At 56.3% G+C, this 21,149-nt stretch carries 13 protein-coding genes; 8 read left to right on the forward strand and 5 right to left on the reverse strand.

Going from position 1 to position 21,149, the window contains the following annotated elements; translation table 11 throughout:
* Nucleotides 1-160: 160 nt before the first annotated feature.
* Nucleotides 161-961, reverse strand: a complete 801-nt coding sequence (gene map, locus WCG50_RS10310) for a type I methionyl aminopeptidase (protein ID WP_336899511.1) — start codon at nucleotides 959-961, stop codon at nucleotides 161-163.
* Between the two features lie 148 nt (nucleotides 962-1,109).
* Between map and purL the strand changes: the two genes are divergently transcribed.
* The 3 genes from purL to WCG50_RS10325 all read left to right on the forward strand — a co-directional run bounded on the left by purL (nucleotide 1,110) and on the right by WCG50_RS10325 (nucleotide 5,987).
* Nucleotides 1,110-5,249 carry a phosphoribosylformylglycinamidine synthase gene (purL, locus tag WCG50_RS10315; protein WP_336899523.1) on the forward strand — a complete coding sequence of 1,380 codons (4,140 nt, stop codon included), beginning with the start codon at nucleotides 1,110-1,112 and terminating at the stop codon, nucleotides 5,247-5,249.
* 131 nt (nucleotides 5,250-5,380) lie between these two features.
* Complete coding sequence (locus tag WCG50_RS10320; protein WP_336899512.1) at nucleotides 5,381-5,659, forward strand: type II toxin-antitoxin system RelE/ParE family toxin; 279 nt, start codon at nucleotides 5,381-5,383, stop codon at nucleotides 5,657-5,659.
* Between the two features lie 16 nt (nucleotides 5,660-5,675).
* Nucleotides 5,676-5,987 (forward strand): HigA family addiction module antitoxin, encoded by a 312-nt coding sequence (locus WCG50_RS10325; protein WP_336899513.1) that lies wholly within the window; start codon nucleotides 5,676-5,678, stop codon nucleotides 5,985-5,987.
* Nucleotides 5,988-6,045: 58 nt separating this feature from the next.
* On the opposite strand, the gene WCG50_RS10330 is transcribed toward WCG50_RS10325, so the two are convergent.
* On the reverse strand, nucleotides 6,046-6,600 hold the full coding sequence (locus tag WCG50_RS10330; RefSeq protein WP_336899514.1) for a phasin family protein: 555 nt from the start codon (nucleotides 6,598-6,600) through the stop codon (nucleotides 6,046-6,048).
* Nucleotides 6,601-6,750: 150 nt separating this feature from the next.
* Nucleotides 6,751-10,389, reverse strand: a complete 3,639-nt coding sequence (locus tag WCG50_RS10335; RefSeq protein WP_336899515.1) for a CHASE domain-containing protein — start codon at nucleotides 10,387-10,389, stop codon at nucleotides 6,751-6,753.
* Between WCG50_RS10335 and WCG50_RS10340 the strand changes: the two genes are divergently transcribed.
* Nucleotides 10,384-10,620: a hypothetical protein gene (locus WCG50_RS10340; RefSeq protein WP_336899516.1), complete on the forward strand. Its 237-nt coding sequence runs from the start codon at nucleotides 10,384-10,386 to the stop codon at nucleotides 10,618-10,620. The genes WCG50_RS10335 and WCG50_RS10340 overlap by 6 nt on opposite strands.
* A 15-nt stretch (nucleotides 10,621-10,635) precedes the next feature.
* Here WCG50_RS10340 and WCG50_RS10345 read toward each other — a convergent pair whose 3' ends face one another.
* Nucleotides 10,636-11,652 (reverse strand): HD domain-containing phosphohydrolase, encoded by a 1,017-nt coding sequence (locus WCG50_RS10345; RefSeq protein ID WP_336899517.1) that lies wholly within the window; start codon nucleotides 11,650-11,652, stop codon nucleotides 10,636-10,638.
* A complete protein-coding gene (locus WCG50_RS10350; protein WP_336899518.1) occupies nucleotides 11,649-14,150 on the reverse strand; it encodes an ATP-binding protein in 2,502 nt (833 codons plus the stop codon). The genes WCG50_RS10345 and WCG50_RS10350 overlap by 4 nt, the downstream gene beginning before the upstream one ends.
* Before the next feature lie 419 nt (nucleotides 14,151-14,569).
* Here WCG50_RS10350 and WCG50_RS10355 point away from each other — a divergent pair, with 419 nt between their 5' ends.
* The 4 genes from WCG50_RS10355 to WCG50_RS10370 form a co-directional block, all read left to right on the forward strand.
* Nucleotides 14,570-16,129, forward strand: a complete 1,560-nt coding sequence (locus WCG50_RS10355) for a methyl-accepting chemotaxis protein (RefSeq protein WP_336899519.1) — start codon at nucleotides 14,570-14,572, stop codon at nucleotides 16,127-16,129.
* Between the two features lie 37 nt (nucleotides 16,130-16,166).
* Entirely contained in the window at nucleotides 16,167-16,928 is a 762-nt protein-coding gene (locus tag WCG50_RS10360; protein ID WP_336899520.1) for a heparan-alpha-glucosaminide N-acetyltransferase, read from the forward strand.
* A gap of 358 nt (nucleotides 16,929-17,286) precedes the next feature.
* On the forward strand, nucleotides 17,287-20,943 hold the full coding sequence (locus WCG50_RS10365) for a multicopper oxidase domain-containing protein (RefSeq protein ID WP_336899521.1): 3,657 nt from the start codon (nucleotides 17,287-17,289) through the stop codon (nucleotides 20,941-20,943).
* A gap of 14 nt (nucleotides 20,944-20,957) precedes the next feature.
* Nucleotides 20,958-21,149: hypothetical protein (locus tag WCG50_RS10370; protein WP_336899522.1), on the forward strand; the 192-nt coding region annotated here is incomplete at its 3' end.

A 21,149-nucleotide genomic window follows, 5' to 3' on the forward strand; every position in this document is an offset into this window, starting at 1 on the left:
TTTTGAGCGTGGCATCGGCCAGCGCGGAGAGTTTGGCCAACGCTTGGCGAACACCCCGGGTGGAGTTGCCACTGGCGCCCAGCGCTTTCAAAAGAGCAGTTTTTTCAGCGCGATAGTGGTTGCGCAAGGCTTGCAGGTCGGTCATAGCAGATAGTGGGAATTATTTGACGAAGGCCGGAATCGCCGGGCCGCCAGCGGACAGCGTCAGCACCTCGTAACCGGTCTCAGTCACCAGCACGGTGTGCTCCCATTGCGCCGAGAGGGAGCGGTCTTTGGTGACGATGGTCCAGCCATCACCCAACTCCTTGATTTCCTTGCGGCCGATGTTGAGCATGGGCTCAATCGTGATCGTCATGCCGGCCTTGAGTTGGCCCAGCGTGCCGGGGCGACCATAGTGCAGCACTTGCGGCTCTTCATGAAACTTCTGGCCAATGCCGTGGCCGCAAAATTCGCGCACCACGCTCAGGCCGTGGCCTTCGGCAAAGGTCTGGATGGCGTAACCCACGTCGCCCAGATAGGCGCCGGCCTTGACCTTGACGATGCCGTGCCACATGGCGTCGTAGGTCAGCGCGCACAGCCGCTTGGCGGCTACGGAGCCTTCGCCCACCACAAACATGCGGCTGGAGTCGCCATGCCAGCCATCCTTGATGACGGTGACATCCACGTTGACGATGTCGCCCTTTTTCAGCGGCTTGTCATTGGGAATGCCGTGGCAGACCTGGTGGTTGATCGAGGTGCAGATCGATTTGGGGTAGGGGTTGTGGCCCGAGGGCGCGTAGTTCAGCGGGGCAGAGATGGCGTGTTGCACGTTGACGGTGTAGTCGTCGGCCAGTTTGTCGAGCTCGTTGGTGGTCACGCCGGGCACGATGAAGGGCGTGAGGTAGTCCAGCAGTTCAGAGGTCAGTCGTCCTGCCACGCGCATGCCTGCAATGCCTTGGGCGTCTTTGTAAGTGATAGTCATGGGCTGAATTATCCCATTGGGCATTCGTGCGGGTGCAGGCGCTTGCGGATGGGCAGTTAAAATGTTGGACTTTGCGGTCAAGCCCAGCCAACGTCTGCGCTTTGAGGCGATCGTCAACCCCGTCAGTACACTCTTCCAGGCCTACACCGTGACCCTGCATATCACCCAAATCGAGGGCGGCAGCGCTCTCAGCAGTTTTCGTATCCAGCAACTTTTGCCGAGCCTGCAAGCCGTCCACGACCGCATCAACGGCGTGGCAGCCCGTTTTGTTCATCTGGTTACCTCGGATGTTGAGCCCGCACTCGCTCTCAAAGACCAGTTGGCCGCCTTGCTCACCTATGGCGACCCGTACACCGGCCCCACCGAGGGTGCGCTGGTGGTGGTGTCGCCGCGTTTTGGCACCGTCTCACCCTGGGCATCCAAAGCCACCGACATTGCCCACAACTGTGGCCTGGCCGTGCGCCGGGTCGAGCGGGTGATTGAATACCGCGTGCTGCTGAAGGCCGGCCTGCTGAGCAAGCCCACGCTGTCGGCCGCGCAACTGGTGCAGATCGGCGATTTGCTGCACGACCGCATGACCGAAAGCGTGATGTTTGAGCGTGCTGCCACCTTGGGTCTGTTCACTGAATTGCAGCCCGCGCCGATGGCGCATGTTGACGTTTTGACCGGTGGCAAAGCGGCGCTGGAAACCGCCAATACCCAGTTTGGATTGGCCCTGGCGGCCGACGAAATTGACTACCTGGTGCAGGCCTTCACGCAACTCCAGCGCAACCCGACCGATGTCGAGTTGATGATGTTCGCGCAGGCCAACAGCGAGCACTGCCGCCACAAAATCTTCAACGCCCAGTTCACCATCGACGGTGTGGCGCAAGACCAAAGCATGTTCGGCATGATCCGCCACACGCACCAGACCAACCCGCAGCACATGCTGGTGGCGTACTCTGACAACGCCTCGGTGATGGAAGGTGTGGAGGTTGAGCGGTTTATAGCAAAATCGACCTCTAGCCACCGTGGAATAAGCGCAAGCAGCTATGAAAAGCAGAGCGCCACCAACCACATTCTGATGAAGGTGGAAACCCATAATCACCCGACCGCCATCTCCCCATTCCCAGGTGCTGCCACCGGTGCCGGCGGCGAGATTCGTGACGAAGGCGCGACCGGTCGTGGCTCCAAACCCAAAGCGGGTTTGACCGGTTTCACCGTGTCCAAAATCAATTGGGGTCAGAGCCAGATTAATCAGGCTGATTCAAAAGAGCCAATTAATGCGAATCTGACCCCCATTAATTATGGCAAACCCGGCCACATCGCCAGTCCGTTGCAGATCATGATCGAGGGCCCCTTGGGTGGCGCGGCGTTCAACAACGAGTTTGGCCGGCCCAATTTGCTCGGTTACTTTCGTGAATACGAGCAGAGCTTGAGCTACACCGTGGCCGATGCCAGCGGTGCGCCAACGGCCAAAGAAGAACAACGCGGCTACCACAAGCCGATCATGATTGCAGGCGGTTTGGGTGTCATCGACTCCACCCAAACCCACAAAATTGAATTCCCCACGGGTAGCTTGCTGATTCAGTTGGGCGGCCCCGGCATGCGCATCGGCATGGGTGGCAGCGCGGCCAGTTCGATGGCGACCGGCGCTAACGCGGCTGAGCTCGACTTTGACTCCGTGCAGCGCGGCAACCCCGAGATTGAGCGCCGGGCGCAAGAGGTCATCAACCATTGCTGGGTGCTCGGCAATGAAGGCGGCCCTGGCGGCAAAGGCAACCCGATTCTGGCGATTCACGATGTGGGCGCGGGCGGTTTGAGCAACGCTTTCCCCGAATTGACCAACGATGCGGGTCGGGGTGCCCGCTTCGATTTGCGTGCCATCAATCTTGAAGAAAGCGGCATGGCGCCGAAAGAAATCTGGTGCAACGAGAGTCAGGAGCGCTACGTTTTGGCGATTGCGCCTGAGTCGCTTGAGTTGTTCAAGGCTTTATGCGAGCGCGAGCGCTGCCCGTTTGCCGTGATTGGTGTGGCAACAGAAGCGCGTCAACTGGAACTGGTCGATGCCGGTCAAGAATCGCCGGTGGATATGCCAATGAACGTGCTCTTGGGCAAGCCGCCCAAAATGCACCGCGACGTGAAAACGGTTGAGCGCACCTTTGCACCCGTCAACCTGACCGGGGTCGAGCTGCAAAAAGCCTGTATCGACGTGCTGTCGAGCCCCACCGTGGCGTCCAAGCGCTTTTTGATCACCATTGGTGATCGCAGCGTGGGCGGCTTTAGCCACCGCGACCAGATGGTCGGCCCGTGGCAAGTGCCGGTGGCTGATTGCGCCGTGACGCTGGCCGATTACCAAGGCTTTGCCGGTGAGGCCATGAGCATGGGCGAGCGCACGCCGCTGGCTACCGTGAACGCGCCGGCGTCTGGCCGCATGGCGGTGGCGGAAGCCATCACCAACTTGCTGGCGGCCCCGTTTGAGTTGTCGCGCGTCAAGCTGTCGGCCAACTGGATGGCCGCTTGCGGCGAGCCCGGTGAAGACGCCGCGCTCTACGCCACGGTGAAAGCCGTCGGTCTGGAGTTGTGCCCGGCGCTGGGAATCTCGATCCCGGTGGGCAAAGATTCACTCTCCATGCGCACGCAGTGGAAAGACGAGGCGGGCGCCAAAAAGGTGACCTCGCCCGTGTCCCTGATCGTGACCGCCTTTGCCACGCTGGCCGATGTTCGCGGCACCTTGACGCCGCAACTCAACGCGCTTGAGGACACCACGCTGGTGCTGATCGACCTGGGACGCGGCCAAAACCGCATGGGCGGTAGCATGCTGGCGCAAACGCTGGGCCAGATGGGCGACGAAGTGCCCGATCTGGACCACCCGCAAGACTTGGTGAATATGGTCAACGCCGTGAACGCCTTGCGCGCCCAGGGTCAAATTTTGGCCTACCACGACCGCAGCGATGGCGGCCTGTTTGCCACCGCGGTCGAGATGGCGTTTGCCGGTCATGTCGGCGTCGCGCTCAATGTGGACATGCTGGTCACCGAGGGCGACGGCATCACCGACAGCCGCGCCGACCACGGCGATAGCAAAAACTGGGCCGGTCAGGTCAGCGCCCGACGCAACGAACTCACGCTCAAAGCCCTGTTCAGCGAAGAACTGGGTGCCGTGCTGCAAGTGCGCACCTCTCAACGTTCTGAAGTGATGCAAACCCTGCGTGCGCATGGCCTGAGCAAATACAGCCACATCGTCGGTAAAACCCGCCCCGCAGATTCGACCATCCAGGCCGGTGTGGGCGAGGTGCAAGTCTGGCGCGACGCCAAAGCGGTGTTCAGCGCCAAGCTGCAAGACCTGCACCAGGTGTGGGATGCCACCAGCTGGAAAATCTGCCAGCAGCGCGACAACCCGGCCTGCGCCGATGCCGAACACGCCGCCGCTGGCGAGCCGTCAGACCCCGGCATGCACGTAAATTTAGTGCCAAATCAGGCTCTAGCCCCCGTATTACCTGCGCAAGAAGCTATTAATTCTGTAGCAAGTCCAGCGCTCATGTTGTCGCGCCCCAAAGTGGCGGTGTTGCGCGAGCAGGGCGTCAACTCGCACGTTGAGATGGCTTACGCCTTCACCGAAGCGGGCTTTGAAGCGTTTGACGTGCACATGACCGACCTGCAAAGTGGCCGCGCCAATCTGGCCGACTTCAAGGGCGTGGTGGCGTGTGGCGGCTTTAGCTACGGCGATACGCTCGGTGCGGGCATTGGCTGGGCGCGCTCCATCACTTTCAACCCCGGTCTTTCCGACCAATTCAAGGACTTCTTTGGTCGCACCGACACCTTTGGGCTGGGCGTGTGCAATGGCTGCCAGATGTTTGCAGAGTTGGCCGACATCATCCCCGGCGCTGAGAGTTGGCCCCGCTTCACCACCAACCAGAGCGAGCGCTTTGAGGCGCGCCTGAGCATGGTCGAAGTGCTGGAATCCCCATCGTTGTTCTTCGCTGGGATGGCCGGCAACCGCTTGCCGATTGCCGTGGCGCACGGAGAGGGCTTTGCCAACTTCAAGTACCGGGGCAACGCCGACAAGGCCATCGCCGCGATGCGTTTCACTGACAACCACGGCGCCGCCACTGAAGCCTATCCGTTCAACCCGAACGGAAGCCCCGGCGGTTTGACGGCGGTGACCACGGCGGACGGCCGCTTCACGGCAATGATGCCGCACCCCGAGCGCGTGTTCCGCAACATCCAGATGAGCTGGACCAATGGCGACCCGGCGGCCTTCAGCGCGTGGATGCAGTTGTGGCACAACGCCCGCAAGTGGGTGGGGTGATTTCAGAACCAGGCAACTATGCAGCCAAGCGAAAATTTGCGAGTTAGAAGTCAGTGGTTTGGACGGGTGCTTTTATGCTGTGCTTGGTTTGAATCTTGCCGTTTACCGGCAAACGGTATAAAATTCGCGCCATGATCGTTTCATTCTCAGACCAAGATACGGCTGACTTGTTTGAGGGGAAAAGAGTACGGCGGTTCGCCAATATTTTGGCGGTCGCTGAGCGCAAGTTGCAACAGTTGGACAGTGCGGTGACGCTGGAGTCCTTGAGGGTTCCGCCCGGCAACCGACTGGAGGCTTTGCTGGGCAATCTAAAAGGCCAGCACAGTATTCGAATCAACGATCAGTTTCGTTTGTGTTTTGTCTGGGCCCCAGACGGTGCCCATGACGTGAAAATTATGGATTACCACTGAAGTACAGGAGCTTGCCATGGTCATTGCCGCCCCCAAAAATGGACTTCGCCCCATTCATCCCGGCGAAGTTTTACGTGAGGACTATCTCAAGCCGCTTGGCATGAGTGCCAATGCGCTTTCCCAGGCACTCAAGGTGCCTGCATCCCGCGTTAACGACATCGTGCTGGAGCGCCGCGGCGTCACCGTGGACACGGCGATGCGCTTGGTGCGTTATTTCGGTGGTGATGTGCAGAGCTGGATGAATCTGCAAACCGCTTATGAAGTCAAGGTTGCTGAAAAAACATTGACTCGAAAAATTCAAAAAGAAGTGCTGCCCATGGCAGTCTGATCATGGGCCCGCAGAAAAACCTTTGGGCACTCCTTGCGCCCGCAAGTGGGTGGGCTAATTACTTCTTGCCCTTGCCGGTTTTGGGGTAACCCAAGCGGGCCAGGGCTTTCTTGATTCGGGCGTCAAAAGCGTCGCCGACCGAGTCGATGCCTTGGTCCACTACCCGGGTGGCGTCGTCGATGCGGGCCTTCAGCAGGTCGGCATTGTTGTTGATGGCACCTCGCGCTTGAGACTCCATTTTTTCGCCAGCCTCCACCAGCGCTTCAAAGGCCCGTTCACCTTTGGTGCCGGTGGTGGTGGTGACCTTGGCCAGCGCGCCCAAGCCCGCTAGCCAGATGGTGCGCTGGGTGTCGATCAGTTTGAACGAGGCATCACGCGTCAAGTGCACCACGGTGCTGACTTTCCTTCGGCTTTGTGTTGCCACTTGTTTGAGCGTGGTGGTCTTCGGTACCACCGCAGTTTGTGCCTTGGCCACCGTTTTTCTGGCGCGAGACTTGGTTGCTATCGTGTTTGAGGTCGCCGTTTTGGCTGCCACTGCGACGGGGGATACAGCACGCCTGGTCCGTTTTTTGGGGACGATTTTCGTTTCAGCCATAGCGGGGGTTGTATTCATAAAAAACGCCTTCCTTGTGTGGTCAAGAGTCATGCCGGACAGGTATTGATCCATCTCTGCCTCTCAGCACGACAAGCGTAGGCAAGGCAACGCCCACCGTATTTATGAAAACGCAAGCCAGTTATAGATTTGAAGGTGATTAGCCAGGATTCACTTCGAGACGCATTCAATGTGTTGCTCGATTTCGAACCTTGCATTGGTAAATGCAATATTCAGGTGACCACTTAACGCGCTGCATTGGGCCGCATCGCCGGATTGCCCCGATCTTTCAATTTCTTGGCACAACTCACCCACTAACAACGCACCCACTGAACGTGAAGACGATTTAAGCGCATGGGCTACATCCGACGCGGCGCTGTACTCGCCCGCTTCTGCCGCCAAAATAATGTCAGCCACTTGTTGTTCGGCATTGATCAAGTATTTCGTCAATAAGCTATGTTGGATGGCAGGGTTGACTCCTACCAAGCTTCCCAGCGTGGCAGCATCCCAAATCGCCAGCAAATCAGGCGATTTTTCCTGATTAGGAAGGGGTGCAATGTCTTGGGACTGCAACATTTGCAGCGGCAACCACTTATTCAACATGGGCGCCAAATCGGCCATGCGCAGCGGCTTGCTCAGGTAGTCGTCCATACCGCGTGAAAGGCAACGGTCAGCCACGTCTTGCATCGCATTGGCAGTGATGGCCACAATCGGAATGCGCTGGCCTGAAGGTTCAGCCAAGCGAATGGCCTCAGTTAATTCAAAACCATCCATGTTGGGCATGTGGCAATCGGTCAAAAGCAGTGCGTAGTGACCACTGCGCCACATGGCTAGCGCTTGCACACCATCTTCGGCTACTTCAGAGGCATAGCCCAGAAGTCGCAACTGTTCCGTCATGACTTCACGGTTGGTTTCATTGTCTTCTGCCAGCAAGATCAAGGGTTGGTACACCACCGTTTGCGCGTTGGAGGAGGTTGTACGTAGTGACTTCTCACCAAAACGACTGGTTGATGGGAATGTTGACAGGGTCAAGCGACCGCTGGTGAGTGCGATGGCCCGAATCAAGTCGTTGTAGATCAACGGATAAGCGTTCACCGAGACCTCATGGGCCGTAGTTTCTTGCGTACTTTGCGTCAGACACACCAGTCCTAAGCCCCCTGCCAGGCTGCGCTCACGAAGGACGGCGTCTAGATCATCCCCCACCAAAACGCCGCCGCTGCCCGTGGCGAATCGCTGTTGCGCCAGACGCTGATTGAGGGCTGCCCTGTCGGCCAACGCTAACACTTCAGCACCTGCATTCCTGCAGTAAGACGACACGATGCCAGCCAGGACTGGATCTTCAATCAAGGTCAGAACGCGGACGCCCTCCAGGTTGGGGCCAAACACCGGCATGCGGGTCGGTGGCGGTTCTTGCAGTGGCAACTCGACCGTGAAGTTTGATCCTTCACCCAGGACGCTGGACACCGAAATGCGACCCTCCAATAATTCGACCAGGCGCTGGCAGATGCTCAAACCCAGCCCGGTGCCGCCAAATTTGCGGGCGGTACTCTCGTCAGCTTGCGTGAATGGCTGAAATAGATTGACCTGGCTTGCCGGACTCATGCCAATGCCGGTGTCGCTGACGCGAAGTCTGACCCCGGCTCGGCCACTACTTAATTCGCAAGGCTCGGCAAACATCTTGACGCTAGCGGGATGCCAGTCCTTTTTGCTGGTGAACTTGACCGCATTGCCCATCAAGTTGATCAATATCTGGCGCAATCGGGTCGGATCGGTCACGATCCAGTTTGGCAGCGCTGGCGAGACGAAAACCGTGAGCTTGATCGACTTGGCGCTGGCGGTTGGCGCCATCAACAGGGCTACCCCCTCGGTTAGCTGACGTAAGGCCGTGGGTAAAAACTCTAGGGTCAGCTTGCCCGCCTCGATCTTTGAAAAATCCAGGATGTCATTCAATATATTCAGCAAGATCGTCGAAGAGGTCTGAATCGTGTTAAGCATTCTTTGCTGCATGGGCTCAAGACGGGACTGCTGCAAAACGTCCACCATGCCTATGACGCCGTTCAGCGGGGTACGGATTTCATGGCTCATATTCGCCAAAAACTCCGATTTGGCGCGGCTGCCTGCTTTGGCTGCCTCTTCAATTTGCTTGTGCGCCGTGATGTCCTGCTTGACCACGATGAAATGTGTGAGGATACCGTGCAAGTCCTTGACCGGTGTGATGGTCATTTCTTCGTTGTACAAAGTGCCATCTTTTTGCCGGTTAATTAATTCATTTTTCCAAGGTGTCCCTGCGGTTACGGAGGACCACATTTGTTGGTAAAAGTCTTGATCCTGGGCGTCGGACTTAAAAAGAGTGCAACTATTACTACCCACCACCTCGGCTGCCTCATACCCTGAAAGTTCACAAAAGGCGGGGTTGACCCATTGGACGACACCCTCAATATCGACAATCAGCATGGCATTGGCACAGACTTCCAGCGCAGTACTTTGCAACCGAAACCATACGTTTTTGAGACTCTCGGCTTCTTCCCTTAGAAAGACCTCTGTCGCCAGTTGTTGCTCGGCCTGCTTGCGAGCGTTAATCAGGGCGCCGATGCCCCGGTAGCCCCTAAAAATGCCGTCCTTATCCAGATGGGGTTGTCCAGACACGGAGACCCAGCAAAGTCTGTCGTCATTGGCGCGAATCTGAAACTCAAAATTTTTGAAGGGCACGTGCGCTTCAAGTTGCGCCAAATGGGCGGAGACTATTTCAGGTGGGTTCAGCACTTCTAACGCCAACAGCTCACTTCGACTTTTCCCAAGTAGCTGCGCTTGATGTATCGAACAGACTTGTTCGAAGTTCTCTGAAATAAAGCAAAAATGGTGCTGCGCATCGGTTTCCCAGAACCAGTCTGAAGCGCTGTTGGAGAAGTCACGCCAGCGCTCTTCCTGCAGGCGTAGTTCCTGGGTCATTCTTGTTGCCAATGCCTCGGCGCGACTGCGCCCCGTGATTTGCTTGTGCAACAACAGTGCTAATAAGACGCTAACCAAGGTGCCCGCAGCCATTACTACCCACGACGTCGTGCGGTCGATCGTGGCTTCAAACTCTGGTGTGCTGGTGGCGTGCAAGATCAGCGACCCGCCATTCAATACAAGTGAGTGATGGCTGGTGAAGCGCGGTACTACGCTGGCCTTTTTACCAAGGCCATTGGGGGCGGCATGTTGGTTTGTGTCATGAATCGACCCCGTGTCAGGGCGATCAGGTGTTTTATCGAAAAGCTCAAAGTTCAAATATTTTTCGACGACGCTGGGCATACTCTCTAATAAATCTGCGATCACGATGCTGGTGTAAATCAGGCCCTGCAAAGCCGCGCGGCGCTCTTGGGCGCTGCCAAGGCGTGCTGCCGGGGCGTAAACAGGAAAGTACATCAGAATGCCAGGGATATTGGGTTCCCCTTGCTGTAACTCAGGCACCACGGTGAAGGTGATCTCACCTGTATCAACGGCCAATTTTGCGGCTGTGCGGCGTCGTGGTTCCGAGCCTTCATCCATACCTTCGATGCCATCTTTAATGTTTGCTGGCACGTCGAACTTGACGATGTAAAGGTCCTCGAGTGCTTTGTCCATAAGCTGGCGAATGGCGAATTGGGGCGCTCCGTTGGCCCGTTCGGTTGCCACAAAAGCATCCAGTTTCGGTCGCGCGACCCGCTGAATAAAACCCACGCTATGGACGCCCTGAAGTTTATTGGGCAAATAGAGTGATTGAACGAATGCGCGGAACTCAGCGCGATCTACCTTTTCGCTGGCAACGAATAAACCATTGACCGTATGCATGCCCGTGCTCGCCCCGGCGAAGCGTCGGTTGATTTCGTTAGACGTCCGTTCAACGTTGAGCTGAAACTCGGTGTCAGCTTTCTGGTTGATTTTATTTTGCCAAATCACCGCTTGGCTTATCGCAAGGCCAATACCCAAAATGAGAACTACCAGCGGCAAAAACCGTGTGAAACTTTTGGCTTGGCGGCGCCAATGGGAAGGCAATATTTTTATAAATGTAGAGATTGGTAGTTTGAGCACGTTGGCCTACGCTTGCGGGAACACGTAGCGTGTTTCTGGGTTGGTCTCATCGACCCAGTGCTGTTGAATCTGAAGTAACTCGGGCAGAATTTCGAAGAAAACTCGCACCATGGCCGGGTCAAAATGGGTTCCGGCATTGGCCGCTATGTGCGCCATGATCTTCTCAGTGGGCCATGCTTCTTTATAGGGGCGTTTCATGCTGAGTGCATCAAATACATCGGCCAACGCCACAATGCGTGCTGATTCTGGAATGTCAAGCCCCTGCAAACCATTCGGATAGCCACTACCGTCCCACTTTTCGTGGTGGCGCAAGGCAATTTCAGCGGCCAGTTGAAACACCGGTGCCTGGCTTTTGCTCAGAATGTCATGACCAATTTGAGGATGGGTTTTCATGATGGTCCATTCCCACGCTTCCAGTGGCGCGGGTTTGCGCAGGATTTTTTGCGGGACACCGAGCTTGCCGGTGTCATGCATAGGCGCCGCCAACTCAAGCCGGTCGCAACGCTCCGCCTTCCAGCCTATGGCATTCGCCAGTGCCCGGGCATAGGCCGCCATGCGCCAAATGTGTGCGCCCGTGTCGGTGTCGTTGTAATGGCCTGCATGGCCTAGCATCAGAACGGCATCGCGGTAACTTTGCTCCAGCGTACTGCTGCGTACGAGGGCCAGATGCGCACTGACCCGGGCAAGAACAATTTGCGGTAAGACGGGTTTGAAAATGTAGTCTACGCCACCCGCCTCAAAGCCTGCGGCTTCATGCGCTGTGTCGGTATAGCTGCTGACAAAGATAACCTGAACCTGCTGACCGGCATCTATTTTTTTGATTTCACGGCACAAGGCGTAGCCGTCCATGTCGGGTAATCCGACATCCAGCAGCACCAAGGCGGGCGAGTGTCGAGCTACTGCCTCAAGCGTTTCGCGGCCATTGCGTGCCAACACCAGTGTGTAGTGCGCTGACAAAATGGACTCCATGAGCAGCAGATTAAGGGGCTCATCGTCCACGATCAGGATTGTTTGATGGTTCATGTTTCTTCCAGTTGGCCGATGGTGGTGATAGCGTGGGTCAAGGCGAGAGCCAGCCTTTGCAAAATCTGTGCGGGATCAAAGTCGGTTTTCAGTATCTGTTCAGCTTCCTTGGCTATGTGGCATGTTTCGGGCAGGGCCAAGTTGGCGGCCACGCCTGCAAGTTTGTGCGCCAGTGCCGCTGCGTCAGACCGGCGCCCCTCAGACAGACTCACCCGCATCACAAATACGGCGCCGCCGTAAAGGTCGCAGAAGCGACGCAGCGAGGTTAGGTAGAGCGTTTTGTTCTGCCAGATTTTCATTCCTTGTGCAGAATTCAGAACCATCATTTCAGACCCTGATCCCTGGATGTCGACACTCTGCGCAGGCATGCTCAGGAATGCCTGTGAATTTACCGGAGGCCGCGAGTAGGATGAGCAGAGTCGCTGTATCAACGCGACGGTAGAGGGCACATTGAAGGGCTTGCTGATGTAGTGCGACATACCAGCATCCTGTGCTGCTTCTTGCTGCGATTTGAAGGCGCCTGCAGTCAAGGCCACGATGGGCAATTGGTCAAACTGTGGCAGACGCCGCAATCTCCGCGTCGCTTCCAACCCATCCATGACCGGCATTTGCACGTCCATCAGCACCAAATCGACCTCGCAGGGATGGGCCAGTAGCCAGTCGAGGGCGTCCTGGCCATTCACTGCCAGCGACACTGTCGCCCCCTGACTCGAAAAAATGCTTTGTGCAACGTCACGGTTGATTTCGCAGTCATCAACGATTAGCAATCTCACCCCTTCAAGCTTCCCTTCGGGTGGTGACTGTGGTTTATTCAGGTCGACTGAGTCAGTCAAACAGAGGTTGTCAGAGATTTTTTGCAGGGGAACAGTGAACCAAAATTCGCTTCCCAGACCCAGCGAACTGCTAAAGCCAATGTCGCCACCCATCAAGTGCACCAACTGGCGGCAAATCGTCAAGCCCAAACCGGTACCCCCAAAGTGACGCGTGGTGGAACTGTCAGCCTGGGTGAACGCGGCAAACACGCCACTTTGCAGTTCGGGTGCGATTCCTATACCGGTGTCTTGCACGCTAAAACGCAAAATGAGCTGGTCATCATGGCAGCTCACTACTTCTGTGCGCAGGGTCACACGTCCGGCGGGGGTGAATTTAACGGCGTTGTTGCCCAAATTCAGCAGCACTTGCTCAAGCCGCAAAGCATCCCCAATCACGCCGAAAACATCATCGGACAGGGGGGCAAGGATGATTTCAATGGGCTTGTCGACGGTCAGCGCGCGAAGTGATGCATCGATGTTGCTCATGACATCGGCCAGCGAAAACGGCGCCTGTTCTAGCTGCAATTTGCCAGCTTCAATTTTCGAGACATCCAGAATGTCACTGATGATGCCCAACAGCATCCGCCCGGAGATTCTTATTTTTCTCACCAGATTTTGGGCCGTTATCTCCAGCGGTGATTGCTCCAGTAAATAGGCCAGACCTAAAATTGCGTTCAGTGGTGTGCGAATTTCGTGGCTCATGTTCGCCAAAAACCTCGCTTTGCTGCGGTTGGCTGTGTCGGCCATATCGCGGGCTGCCATCAGTTCCAGAGTGCGGCTGTGGACCAGATCTTCCAAGTGGTTTCGGTGGCCTTCAAGCTCCAGATCGTGTTTTTTTTTCTCAGTGATGTCCTGGTAAGCGCACAAAACACCGAAGACCTGGTTGTTCTCGTCGTGCAGTGGCATCTTGGAGGTATTCAGCCAGAGCATGTCTCCCTCAGGTGAAGTTTGTTGCTCCTGAAAGTCAAGTTTTGAAGTGCCTGAGCGCATCACGGACAAGTCATCTTTCCGATACGACGCGGCCTGGTCTTTCCAGTGAAACTCGAAATCGGTTTTGCCAATGACAGCGCACGGATGTGTGACGCCGGCATCTTTTGCAAACAATTTATTGCACCCGAAAAAGCGAGAATCCAGGTCTTTCCAGAAAACCCGAAAGGGCATGATTTCGATGGCGGCGTTTAAAAGAACCCGAGACTGGCCCAGCTTCGTCTCTGTCAATTTGTGTTGGGTGTTATCGGTGCCCATCAACAGGTAGCCCACGATGGCGTTCAGGTCGTCACGCAATGCGGAGACCGATACCACGACGGGTAAGCGACTGCCGTCCTGGCGGATCAAAGTCAATTCGTAAGTGTCTTCACTGCCGCGCTCAGCCTTGAAAATGAGTGCTTCAAAGCCTGGTGCCAGCGGGGTGACCAGTTCCGCGCTCAGGGTTTGTGCTCGCCGGAGGATGTCCTTCGGGTCCGCGATATCGGTCATGGAGAGTCTGTTGACGACTTCTGCGGCCGAATAGCCCAGCATGCGCTCAGCCCCAACGTTAAAAACCTGTATCACTCCTTGGTTGTCGGTGGCAATGCTGTAGAAATTGATACTTTTAAAAATGGCCTGCTGCAAGGCTGAATTTGTGATCAACGGTGCTTTGGGTTTGCTGCTTGCCTTGGCTTGAGCCAAGGCTTCAGCCTGTGTCACGCGCAAATCCGACCGAGCCCGATCCATCAGACTGGGTGGGGAAGACAGACATTGGTCGGTTTGGGCCAAATGGCGGTCAAGAGAGCGCAGATTTTTCAAAAGCTTGAACACGTCGCAAAAGCTCTTGAAAAGAACTTTCCGTTAATTCCGTGCTGTGCCAAAGGCACTCCCGGACGGGTGAGCGAAGCGAGTTCAGGGCTTCAAAGAAATTGAAGCCGGGGGTTTGGGCTATAAATTAGGGAAAATTAGTATAGTTTAAAAAAAGTATTTGCGATTTATCAAATCAAATGTGGTCGAAGAGTAAATAAATTTGATCTAGATCAAGTTTCAAGGCGGATGCTGTCAATATCCCCCAAATGGGGGATATCTACTTTTGCGCTAATCAAACCTAATGGGTTATGTAGTTTTGAAAGTTCGATATGCGCATGAATCTCCCGGTCACTCAGCAAGAGTTTGACTACCCTTCTGAGAACATGCTGGTGTCGGTGACCAACACCCAAGGTTTCATCACGCATTGCAACGCGGCTTTTCTAGCAGTTTCAGGCTACTCGTTCGATGAGTTGATGGGCCAGAACCACAACATCGTGCGCCACCCGGATATGCCAACTGAAGCCTACAAAGACCTGTGGCACACCATCGGTCAGGGCCGTCCCTGGTCTGGCCTGGTTAAAAACCGGCGCAAGAATGGTGACTTCTACTGGGTGCAGGCCAACATCACGCCGATCCTTGAAAACGGCAAACCAACGGGTTATATGTCGGTGCGCACCAAGCCGGGTCGGCAGCAAATTCAGCAGGCCGCTGAGCTTTACCGCCAAATGAACATCGAGCGGGAGTCCGGTCGCCCTTCTTTTTATCTGCAGGGTGGGCAGGTGCGCTACCCCGGACTGCGCGGCGTTTGGGGTCAATTGCAGCGTCTGTCACTTTCGAGTCGCATGGCGCTGGCCTTGGTGCTCCTGACGGCGGCGAGCCTGTTGCCGCATTTGCTGGGGTTAGAGGGCCTGACCGAATTGACGCTGCAAGGAAGTGTTGTGGTGGGCGCCTCCGGTCTGGTTATGCGGTGGTTTCACCGAAATGTTGCTTTGGGCATGGCCGATGCCCGGCAGTTTGCAGACGCCATGGCGGGTTGCAACCTCACGACCACCGTAGCGGGCAACTACCCGCCGCCGCTGGATGGTTTGTTTCGCAGCATGCGGCAAATTCAGATCAATCTGCAAGCCGTGGTAGGCGATGTGCGCAGCACCATCGACAGCTTTACTCACGCCGCCTCTGAGATTGCCGCTGGTGGCCTCGATCTTTCGGCGCGCACCGAGTCTCAGGCCAGCAGCCTGCAGCAAACGGCGGCTTCCATGGAGCAAATATCGAGCAATGGCCAGCACACTGCGCAAACAGCTTCTCAGGTGTTCATGCAAAGCAAGGACAGCAACGTACTGGCCACGCAAGGGGGTGAGGCCGTGCACAAGGTGGGCCTGGCCATGAGTGCCATTGCCGATTCATCGGTGCAGATGCAGGAGATCATCAGTGTCATTGAAGGCATTGCTTTTCAGACCAACATTCTGGCGCTCAATGCGGCGGTCGAGGCCGCCCGCGCCGGTGATCAGGGACGCGGTTTTGCAGTGGTTGCGTCTGAAGTGCGCTTGCTGGCAGGGCGCAGCGCCTCGGCTTCCAAGCAGATTCGCGAACTGATTGCCCGTTCTTCGGAGCACATTGCCAGTGGCACCCAGCAAATGGGCAGTGCCGCCAGCGCCATCGATGCGGTGGTCAAGTCGGTACAGATGACCAGCCAACTCATTGAACTGATCAGCAACTCGGCCGACGAGCAATCCATAGGCATTGCCCAGGTCAATCAGGCGGTGACGCATCTGGATTCGGTCACCCAGCAAAATGCGGCGCTGGTGGAGGAATCCTCTGCGGCCTCCGACAGCCTCAGCGACAGCGCCATCAATTTATCGCGTTCGGTGCAGATGTTTCACTTGCCTTGAGCGAGACGATCGTGCGCAGACGGGTACTATTCTGTGCATGATTCAATCCCCCCCCCATTCCCGATTTGAAGCTGTCGACGCCTTGCGCGGATTGGCCATGGTGTGGATGACGTTGTTTCACTTCAGCTTTGACCTGACCCAGTTCGGCTACTCTAAACAGAATTTTTACAGCGACCCGTTCTGGACTTGGCAGCGCGCCCTGATCGTGAGCTTGTTCCTGTTTTGTGCCGGTATCGGCCAGGCGATAGCCGTAGCGCAGGGGCAGAGTTGGGCGCGTTTTGGACGTCGCTGGGGGCGGGTGCTGATATGTGCACTGCTGGTGACGGTGGGCTCGTGGCTGATGTACCCGCAAAGCTTCATTTACTTTGGTGTGCTTCATGGCATGGCGCTGATGCTGGTCATTGCGCGCCTCACGACCCACTGGGGTGGTAGGTTGTGGCTGGCCGGTGCGTTGGCGATTGCACTTAAATTTATAGCTGTCTACGCAATGAGCACCTGGGCTACAGACCATTTGATTGATATTTTTAACGCGCCGGCCCTGAACTGGTTGGGCTTCATCACGCGCCTGCCCATCACCGAAGACTATGTCCCGCTGCTGCCATGGCTGGGTGTGATGTGGTGGGGCGTGGCGACCGGTCACTGGCTCGTTAAACAGCCTGCCTGGCGCTGGTCGCAACCGGTGCCGAAAGCACTCAAGCCGCTTGCCATCTTGGGGCGCTGGAGCTTGAGCTACTACATGCTGCACCAACCGGTGCTGATCGGTGGCTTGATGGCGTTGGGTTGGCTCGCCCGATTTTGAAACGTCCTGATGCGGCGTCAAGCTACTCAGATTTTCAAGCGCTAATTTGTAGCGGCGTGTGCTTGTTGTGAAAAACTGAAAAATACTTTTATATTTCTCAAATAACTTTAATAATTTTTATTGAGTTGTTCAATTCAAAAAATTCAGACATTTTTTAATAGAAAACAGTTTCTCATTTGCGAGGAACAGTTCCCATTCTTGAGAAAAATACCGTGTACACGGTATTGTTGAATTGCGCTGAATCTTAGACAATTTTTACAAATATTTGCACATTTAGTTATAGGCATAAATCGCTAGTTGTTTTGTCTGCTGAGCTCTTGTTGCAAGTTTTGATTAATAAAATTTTTAGGATGAGTACATGAATAAAGTCACAGGGAATTCAACAACCAGCACCACGCGCAGCCCATGCAAGCTGACGCAACTAACGATGGCCATCGCGGTCGCTTTGGGTGCCGCCAGTCACGCGCCACTGGTTTTTGCGGGACCTGGCACGGTCACTAATGCTGACGGTGAGTTCAAAACTTATTACGCCAACAGCCCCTTGCTGCGCAAGTTCATTGATCCGCTGACCGGCATTCTGGGGGTGACCGCCAACCAGCCTGCAAGTGCTTCCGAAGAATACATTCCAGTGGCCGTGGCCGATACCGTGACCTATCCCGGTTCTGAATACTTCGTGATTGGCGTCGTTGAGCATGCACAAAAGATGCACACCGATCTGAAAAAAGCCACCACGCTTCGCAGTTACGTCCAGTTGTACCCGCAAGGTTTTGCCGGAACCAAAGCCGCAACGGCCAGGGCATTGTCCTACCCCAATGGAAGCGCCATCAACTGGCCCGGAACCACCGAGCAGGTATGGACTGTTGACAAGCCGCATTACCTGGGCCCCATGATCGTGACAGCCAAAGGCACGCCGGTGCGCATCAAGATGATGAACTTCCTGCCCACCGGGCGGGCGACTTTGGATGCCAATGGCAAAGTCACGGCTCGAAACGGCGACATTTTCCTGCCGGTTGACGAGTCCTTGCCAGGTGCTGGCACGTCACCTACGGCAGGCGAGCCCTTTCCGCAAAACCGCGTAGCCATTCACATGCACGGCGGCGATTCGCCCTGGATCAGTGACGGAACGCCACACCAGTGGTTCACCGCTGCCGGCGACGCCAGCCCCTTCAAGCGTGGTGCCAATCAGGTCAATGTGCCAGACATGGCCGACCCAGGCGAGGGCGGCGCCACCCTCTTTTATGCCAATGACCAGTCATCGCGCCTGATGTGGTACCACGACCACGCGTTTGGCATCACCCGCCAGAATGCCTATGCCGGCGAGGCTGCCCCTTACCTGATCACCGATCCGGTCGAGGAAGCGGCGCTGGGTAGCGCGGTTCCAAGCGCCATGCTGGCGCTGGTGTTGCAGGACAAATCCTTTGTGCCCAGTGACATCACCACGCAGGATTCCCTGTGGGATACCAAGGCTTGGGGAGAAGAAGGCGACCTCTGGTATCCACATGTGTATGAGCCCAACACCCTCAATACGGGTGGTAGCTTGGTGAGTAATCCTGCTGGCCGCTGGGATTTCGGTCCGACGGATCTGTCATCGGCGACCACCGCCGCTTTGACCTTGCCAGATGGCTCGTATGGCCATGTTTCCAGTACGCCAGAGGCGTATATGGACACGCCGGTGATCAATGGTGTGGCCTACCCAACGTTGTCGGTCGAGCCCAAAGCCTACCGGGTGCGCTTCCTTAACGGTGCCAACGACCGTTATTTCAACTTGTCGCTGTGGGTGGCAGACTCGGCTCAATCGGGCGCTTACCCGGACGCCACGACGTTTGCCAACACCGAAGTCAAGATGGTTGCCGGAGATGGCCGTGAGGGCGGTGTCCCCGATCCACTCACTGCTGGCCCAGCCATCATTCAGTTTGGTAACGAAGCGGGATTGCTGCCAGCCCCCGTGGTGCATGCCCCCACCCCCATGAAGTTGGCGCCAGAATCAATTGAAAGCATCATTCCGAGCATTGAAACTGGAGGTGGTTTTTATCTCGGCAGTGCCGAGCGCGGCGATACGGTGATTGACTTTTCGCAGTACGCCGGCAAGACGCTGATTATGTACAACGACTCCACCGCCCCAGTTCCGGCGGGCGACCCCCGTTACGACTACTACACCGGCAACCCGGATCAAACATTGGCCGGTGGCGCGCCCAGCACGCTACCCGGTTATGGGCCCAATACCCGCACCATCATGCAGATTAAAGTGGCGGCGGCGCCTGCCCCCGTTACAGCCTTTGATACGGCGAGACTGACCACGGCCGTAGCCGCCGCTTACGCCACCAGTGCTGACCCAAAAATCATCACCGGTGTGGTGGCCGATGGCGCCGTGACAACCAACACCTTGCCCAATTTGATGAGCCAGTTGCCCGCAGGCGCCGTGCTTAAAGTAAAAACGATCGAGGGTGGGTTTGATGTGAATTTTGGCCGTCTCATAGCCAATTTTGGTGTTGAATTGAACGTTTTAAACGGTGTTACCCCACTGGCTTATATTGATGCGCCAACCGATATCGTGAGCGAAGGCGAGACCCAGTTTTGGCACCTCAAAAATCACGATGCCGACAACCACCCGATTCACTTTCACCTGTTCAACGTTCAGGTCATTGCCCGGGTTCAGGCCGATGGTTTTCTAAGAAACCCGGAGCCCAATGAAGCGGGCTGGAAGGAAACCGTTCAGAACTGGCCCAGTGAAGAGGTCATAGTGGCGCTCAAGCCCAAGACGCCAGCCCTGCCGTTTGGCTTGCCCGACAGCGTGCGCCTGATGGACCCGACGATGAATGCCGGTGTCAATACCAACGAGGCCTTGATATACCCCACCGGGGTGACTGCACCGCTGGCGTTCCAGCAATTTGATTTGGTGACAGGTTTGGCCAAATCTGTCGCCAATGTGCAGCTTAACTACGGGTGGGAGTACGTGTTCCACTGCCACATTCTGGGTCATGAAGAAAACGACTTGATGCGCCCCTTGGTGTACTTGCCGCACATCGCTCAACCTGGTGCGCCAACCAATGTGAAATTGACGGGTAACCTGATCAGTTGGACCGATGCCACGCCTGCTGGGGCGCTGTTGACCAAGGGCAATCCCGGTAATGAAATTGGTTTCCGAGTGGAACGCACCGCACTGAAGAATGGTCTTGCCGTAGGCTGGACACCCGTGGCCAAAGTCAATCCGTACAGAGTCAATACCTTGGCCAATGCCACTTCGCTGGTGGATTCATTGACTGTGGCGCCCAACACAAATTACCAATACCGGGTCGTCGCTGTCAACCAGGCGGTGCCAGGTTCCAGCACGGGAGAAACACCGTCTGCGACCGTCTTGCTAGCGCAAGCACCGGCTGCGCCGGCCAGTTTGACGGCCACCAAAGGGACGGCCGCGGCCCAACTCAATTGGCTGACCCTGAACTGGTTGGACCAAGCCACGCAGGAGACCGGTTATGTGGTTCAACGCGCACTGGCCACTGTCAATAGAACGACCGGTGCGGTCACCTGGGCCGTTCAGGCCAGCTTGCCCACGGCTACTTCAGTGCTGGCCGCTAATTTGTTGACTTATGTTGATAAAACCAGCGCCGCCAATGCGGTTTACCAATACTCGGTGAAAGCAGTCAGCGGTGCGCTGGCCGGGACTGCCGCATCGGTTGTTGGCACCACCGCGACAGCGCTGGTAACCGCAACCCAGCTCCAGGCCTTGGGTGCCAGTACCAAGAACGCGTTGTCAATCTCATGGCAGGCTTCAAGCTCTGCCCTGGCAACGGGTTACGAAGTCCAGCGCTGTGTGGGCTTGGCTGCCGCTTGCAAACTGGTGACGGCGGCTTGGAGCACCCTTCCAACGGCTGTGAATGGCGTGGCGACATCCCGTTTTACCGACAGCGGTCTGGCAACCAAGACCAGTTACTCCTACCGTCTTCGTGCGGTGAATTCTGTGGTGCCAGCGCTGATGTCTCCGTGGTCCGCTGTTTACACAGCAAAAACGCTGTAGTTTAAAAACGCTTCATGATGATGCGGTTTTTAAAGCGTCTTTACCTGCTGGCGTTGGCGGCCGGTTTTATCGGGCCGGTACTCGCCCAGCAGGACACTTCGGCTTCCCTGGAACTGGGTCGTCAAATTTATCTTTTCGGCCAACGCGCTGGCGGCCAGCCGCTGGTTGGACGCCGGGGCGGTGCTGATTTGACGGGGGCGCAGGCA

Source organism: Rhodoferax sp. (assembly GCF_037143375.1).
GTDB lineage: Bacteria > Pseudomonadota > Gammaproteobacteria > Burkholderiales > Burkholderiaceae_C > Rhodoferax.

Bases quoted from the DNA above. Each gene is read 5' to 3' on its own strand.
- map (WP_336899511.1), bottom strand. From the start codon at position 961: ATGACTATCACTTACAAAGACGCCCAAGGCATTGCAGGCATGCGCGTG.
- WCG50_RS10320 (WP_336899512.1), top strand. From the start codon at position 5,381: ATGATCGTTTCATTCTCAGACCAAGATACGGCTGACTTGTTTGAGGGG.
- WCG50_RS10325 (WP_336899513.1), top strand. From the start codon at position 5,676: ATGGTCATTGCCGCCCCCAAAAATGGACTTCGCCCCATTCATCCCGGC.
- WCG50_RS10330 (WP_336899514.1), bottom strand. From the start codon at position 6,600: ATGAATACAACCCCCGCTATGGCTGAAACGAAAATCGTCCCCAAAAAA.
- WCG50_RS10340 (WP_336899516.1), top strand. From the start codon at position 10,384: ATGCATGCCCGTGCTCGCCCCGGCGAAGCGTCGGTTGATTTCGTTAGA.
- WCG50_RS10335 (WP_336899515.1), bottom strand. From the start codon at position 10,389: ATGCATACGGTCAATGGTTTATTCGTTGCCAGCGAAAAGGTAGATCGC.
- WCG50_RS10345 (WP_336899517.1), bottom strand. From the start codon at position 11,652: ATGAACCATCAAACAATCCTGATCGTGGACGATGAGCCCCTTAATCTG.
- WCG50_RS10355 (WP_336899519.1), top strand. From the start codon at position 14,570: ATGCGCATGAATCTCCCGGTCACTCAGCAAGAGTTTGACTACCCTTCT.
- WCG50_RS10360 (WP_336899520.1), top strand. From the start codon at position 16,167: ATGATTCAATCCCCCCCCCATTCCCGATTTGAAGCTGTCGACGCCTTG.
- WCG50_RS10365 (WP_336899521.1), top strand. From the start codon at position 17,287: ATGAATAAAGTCACAGGGAATTCAACAACCAGCACCACGCGCAGCCCA.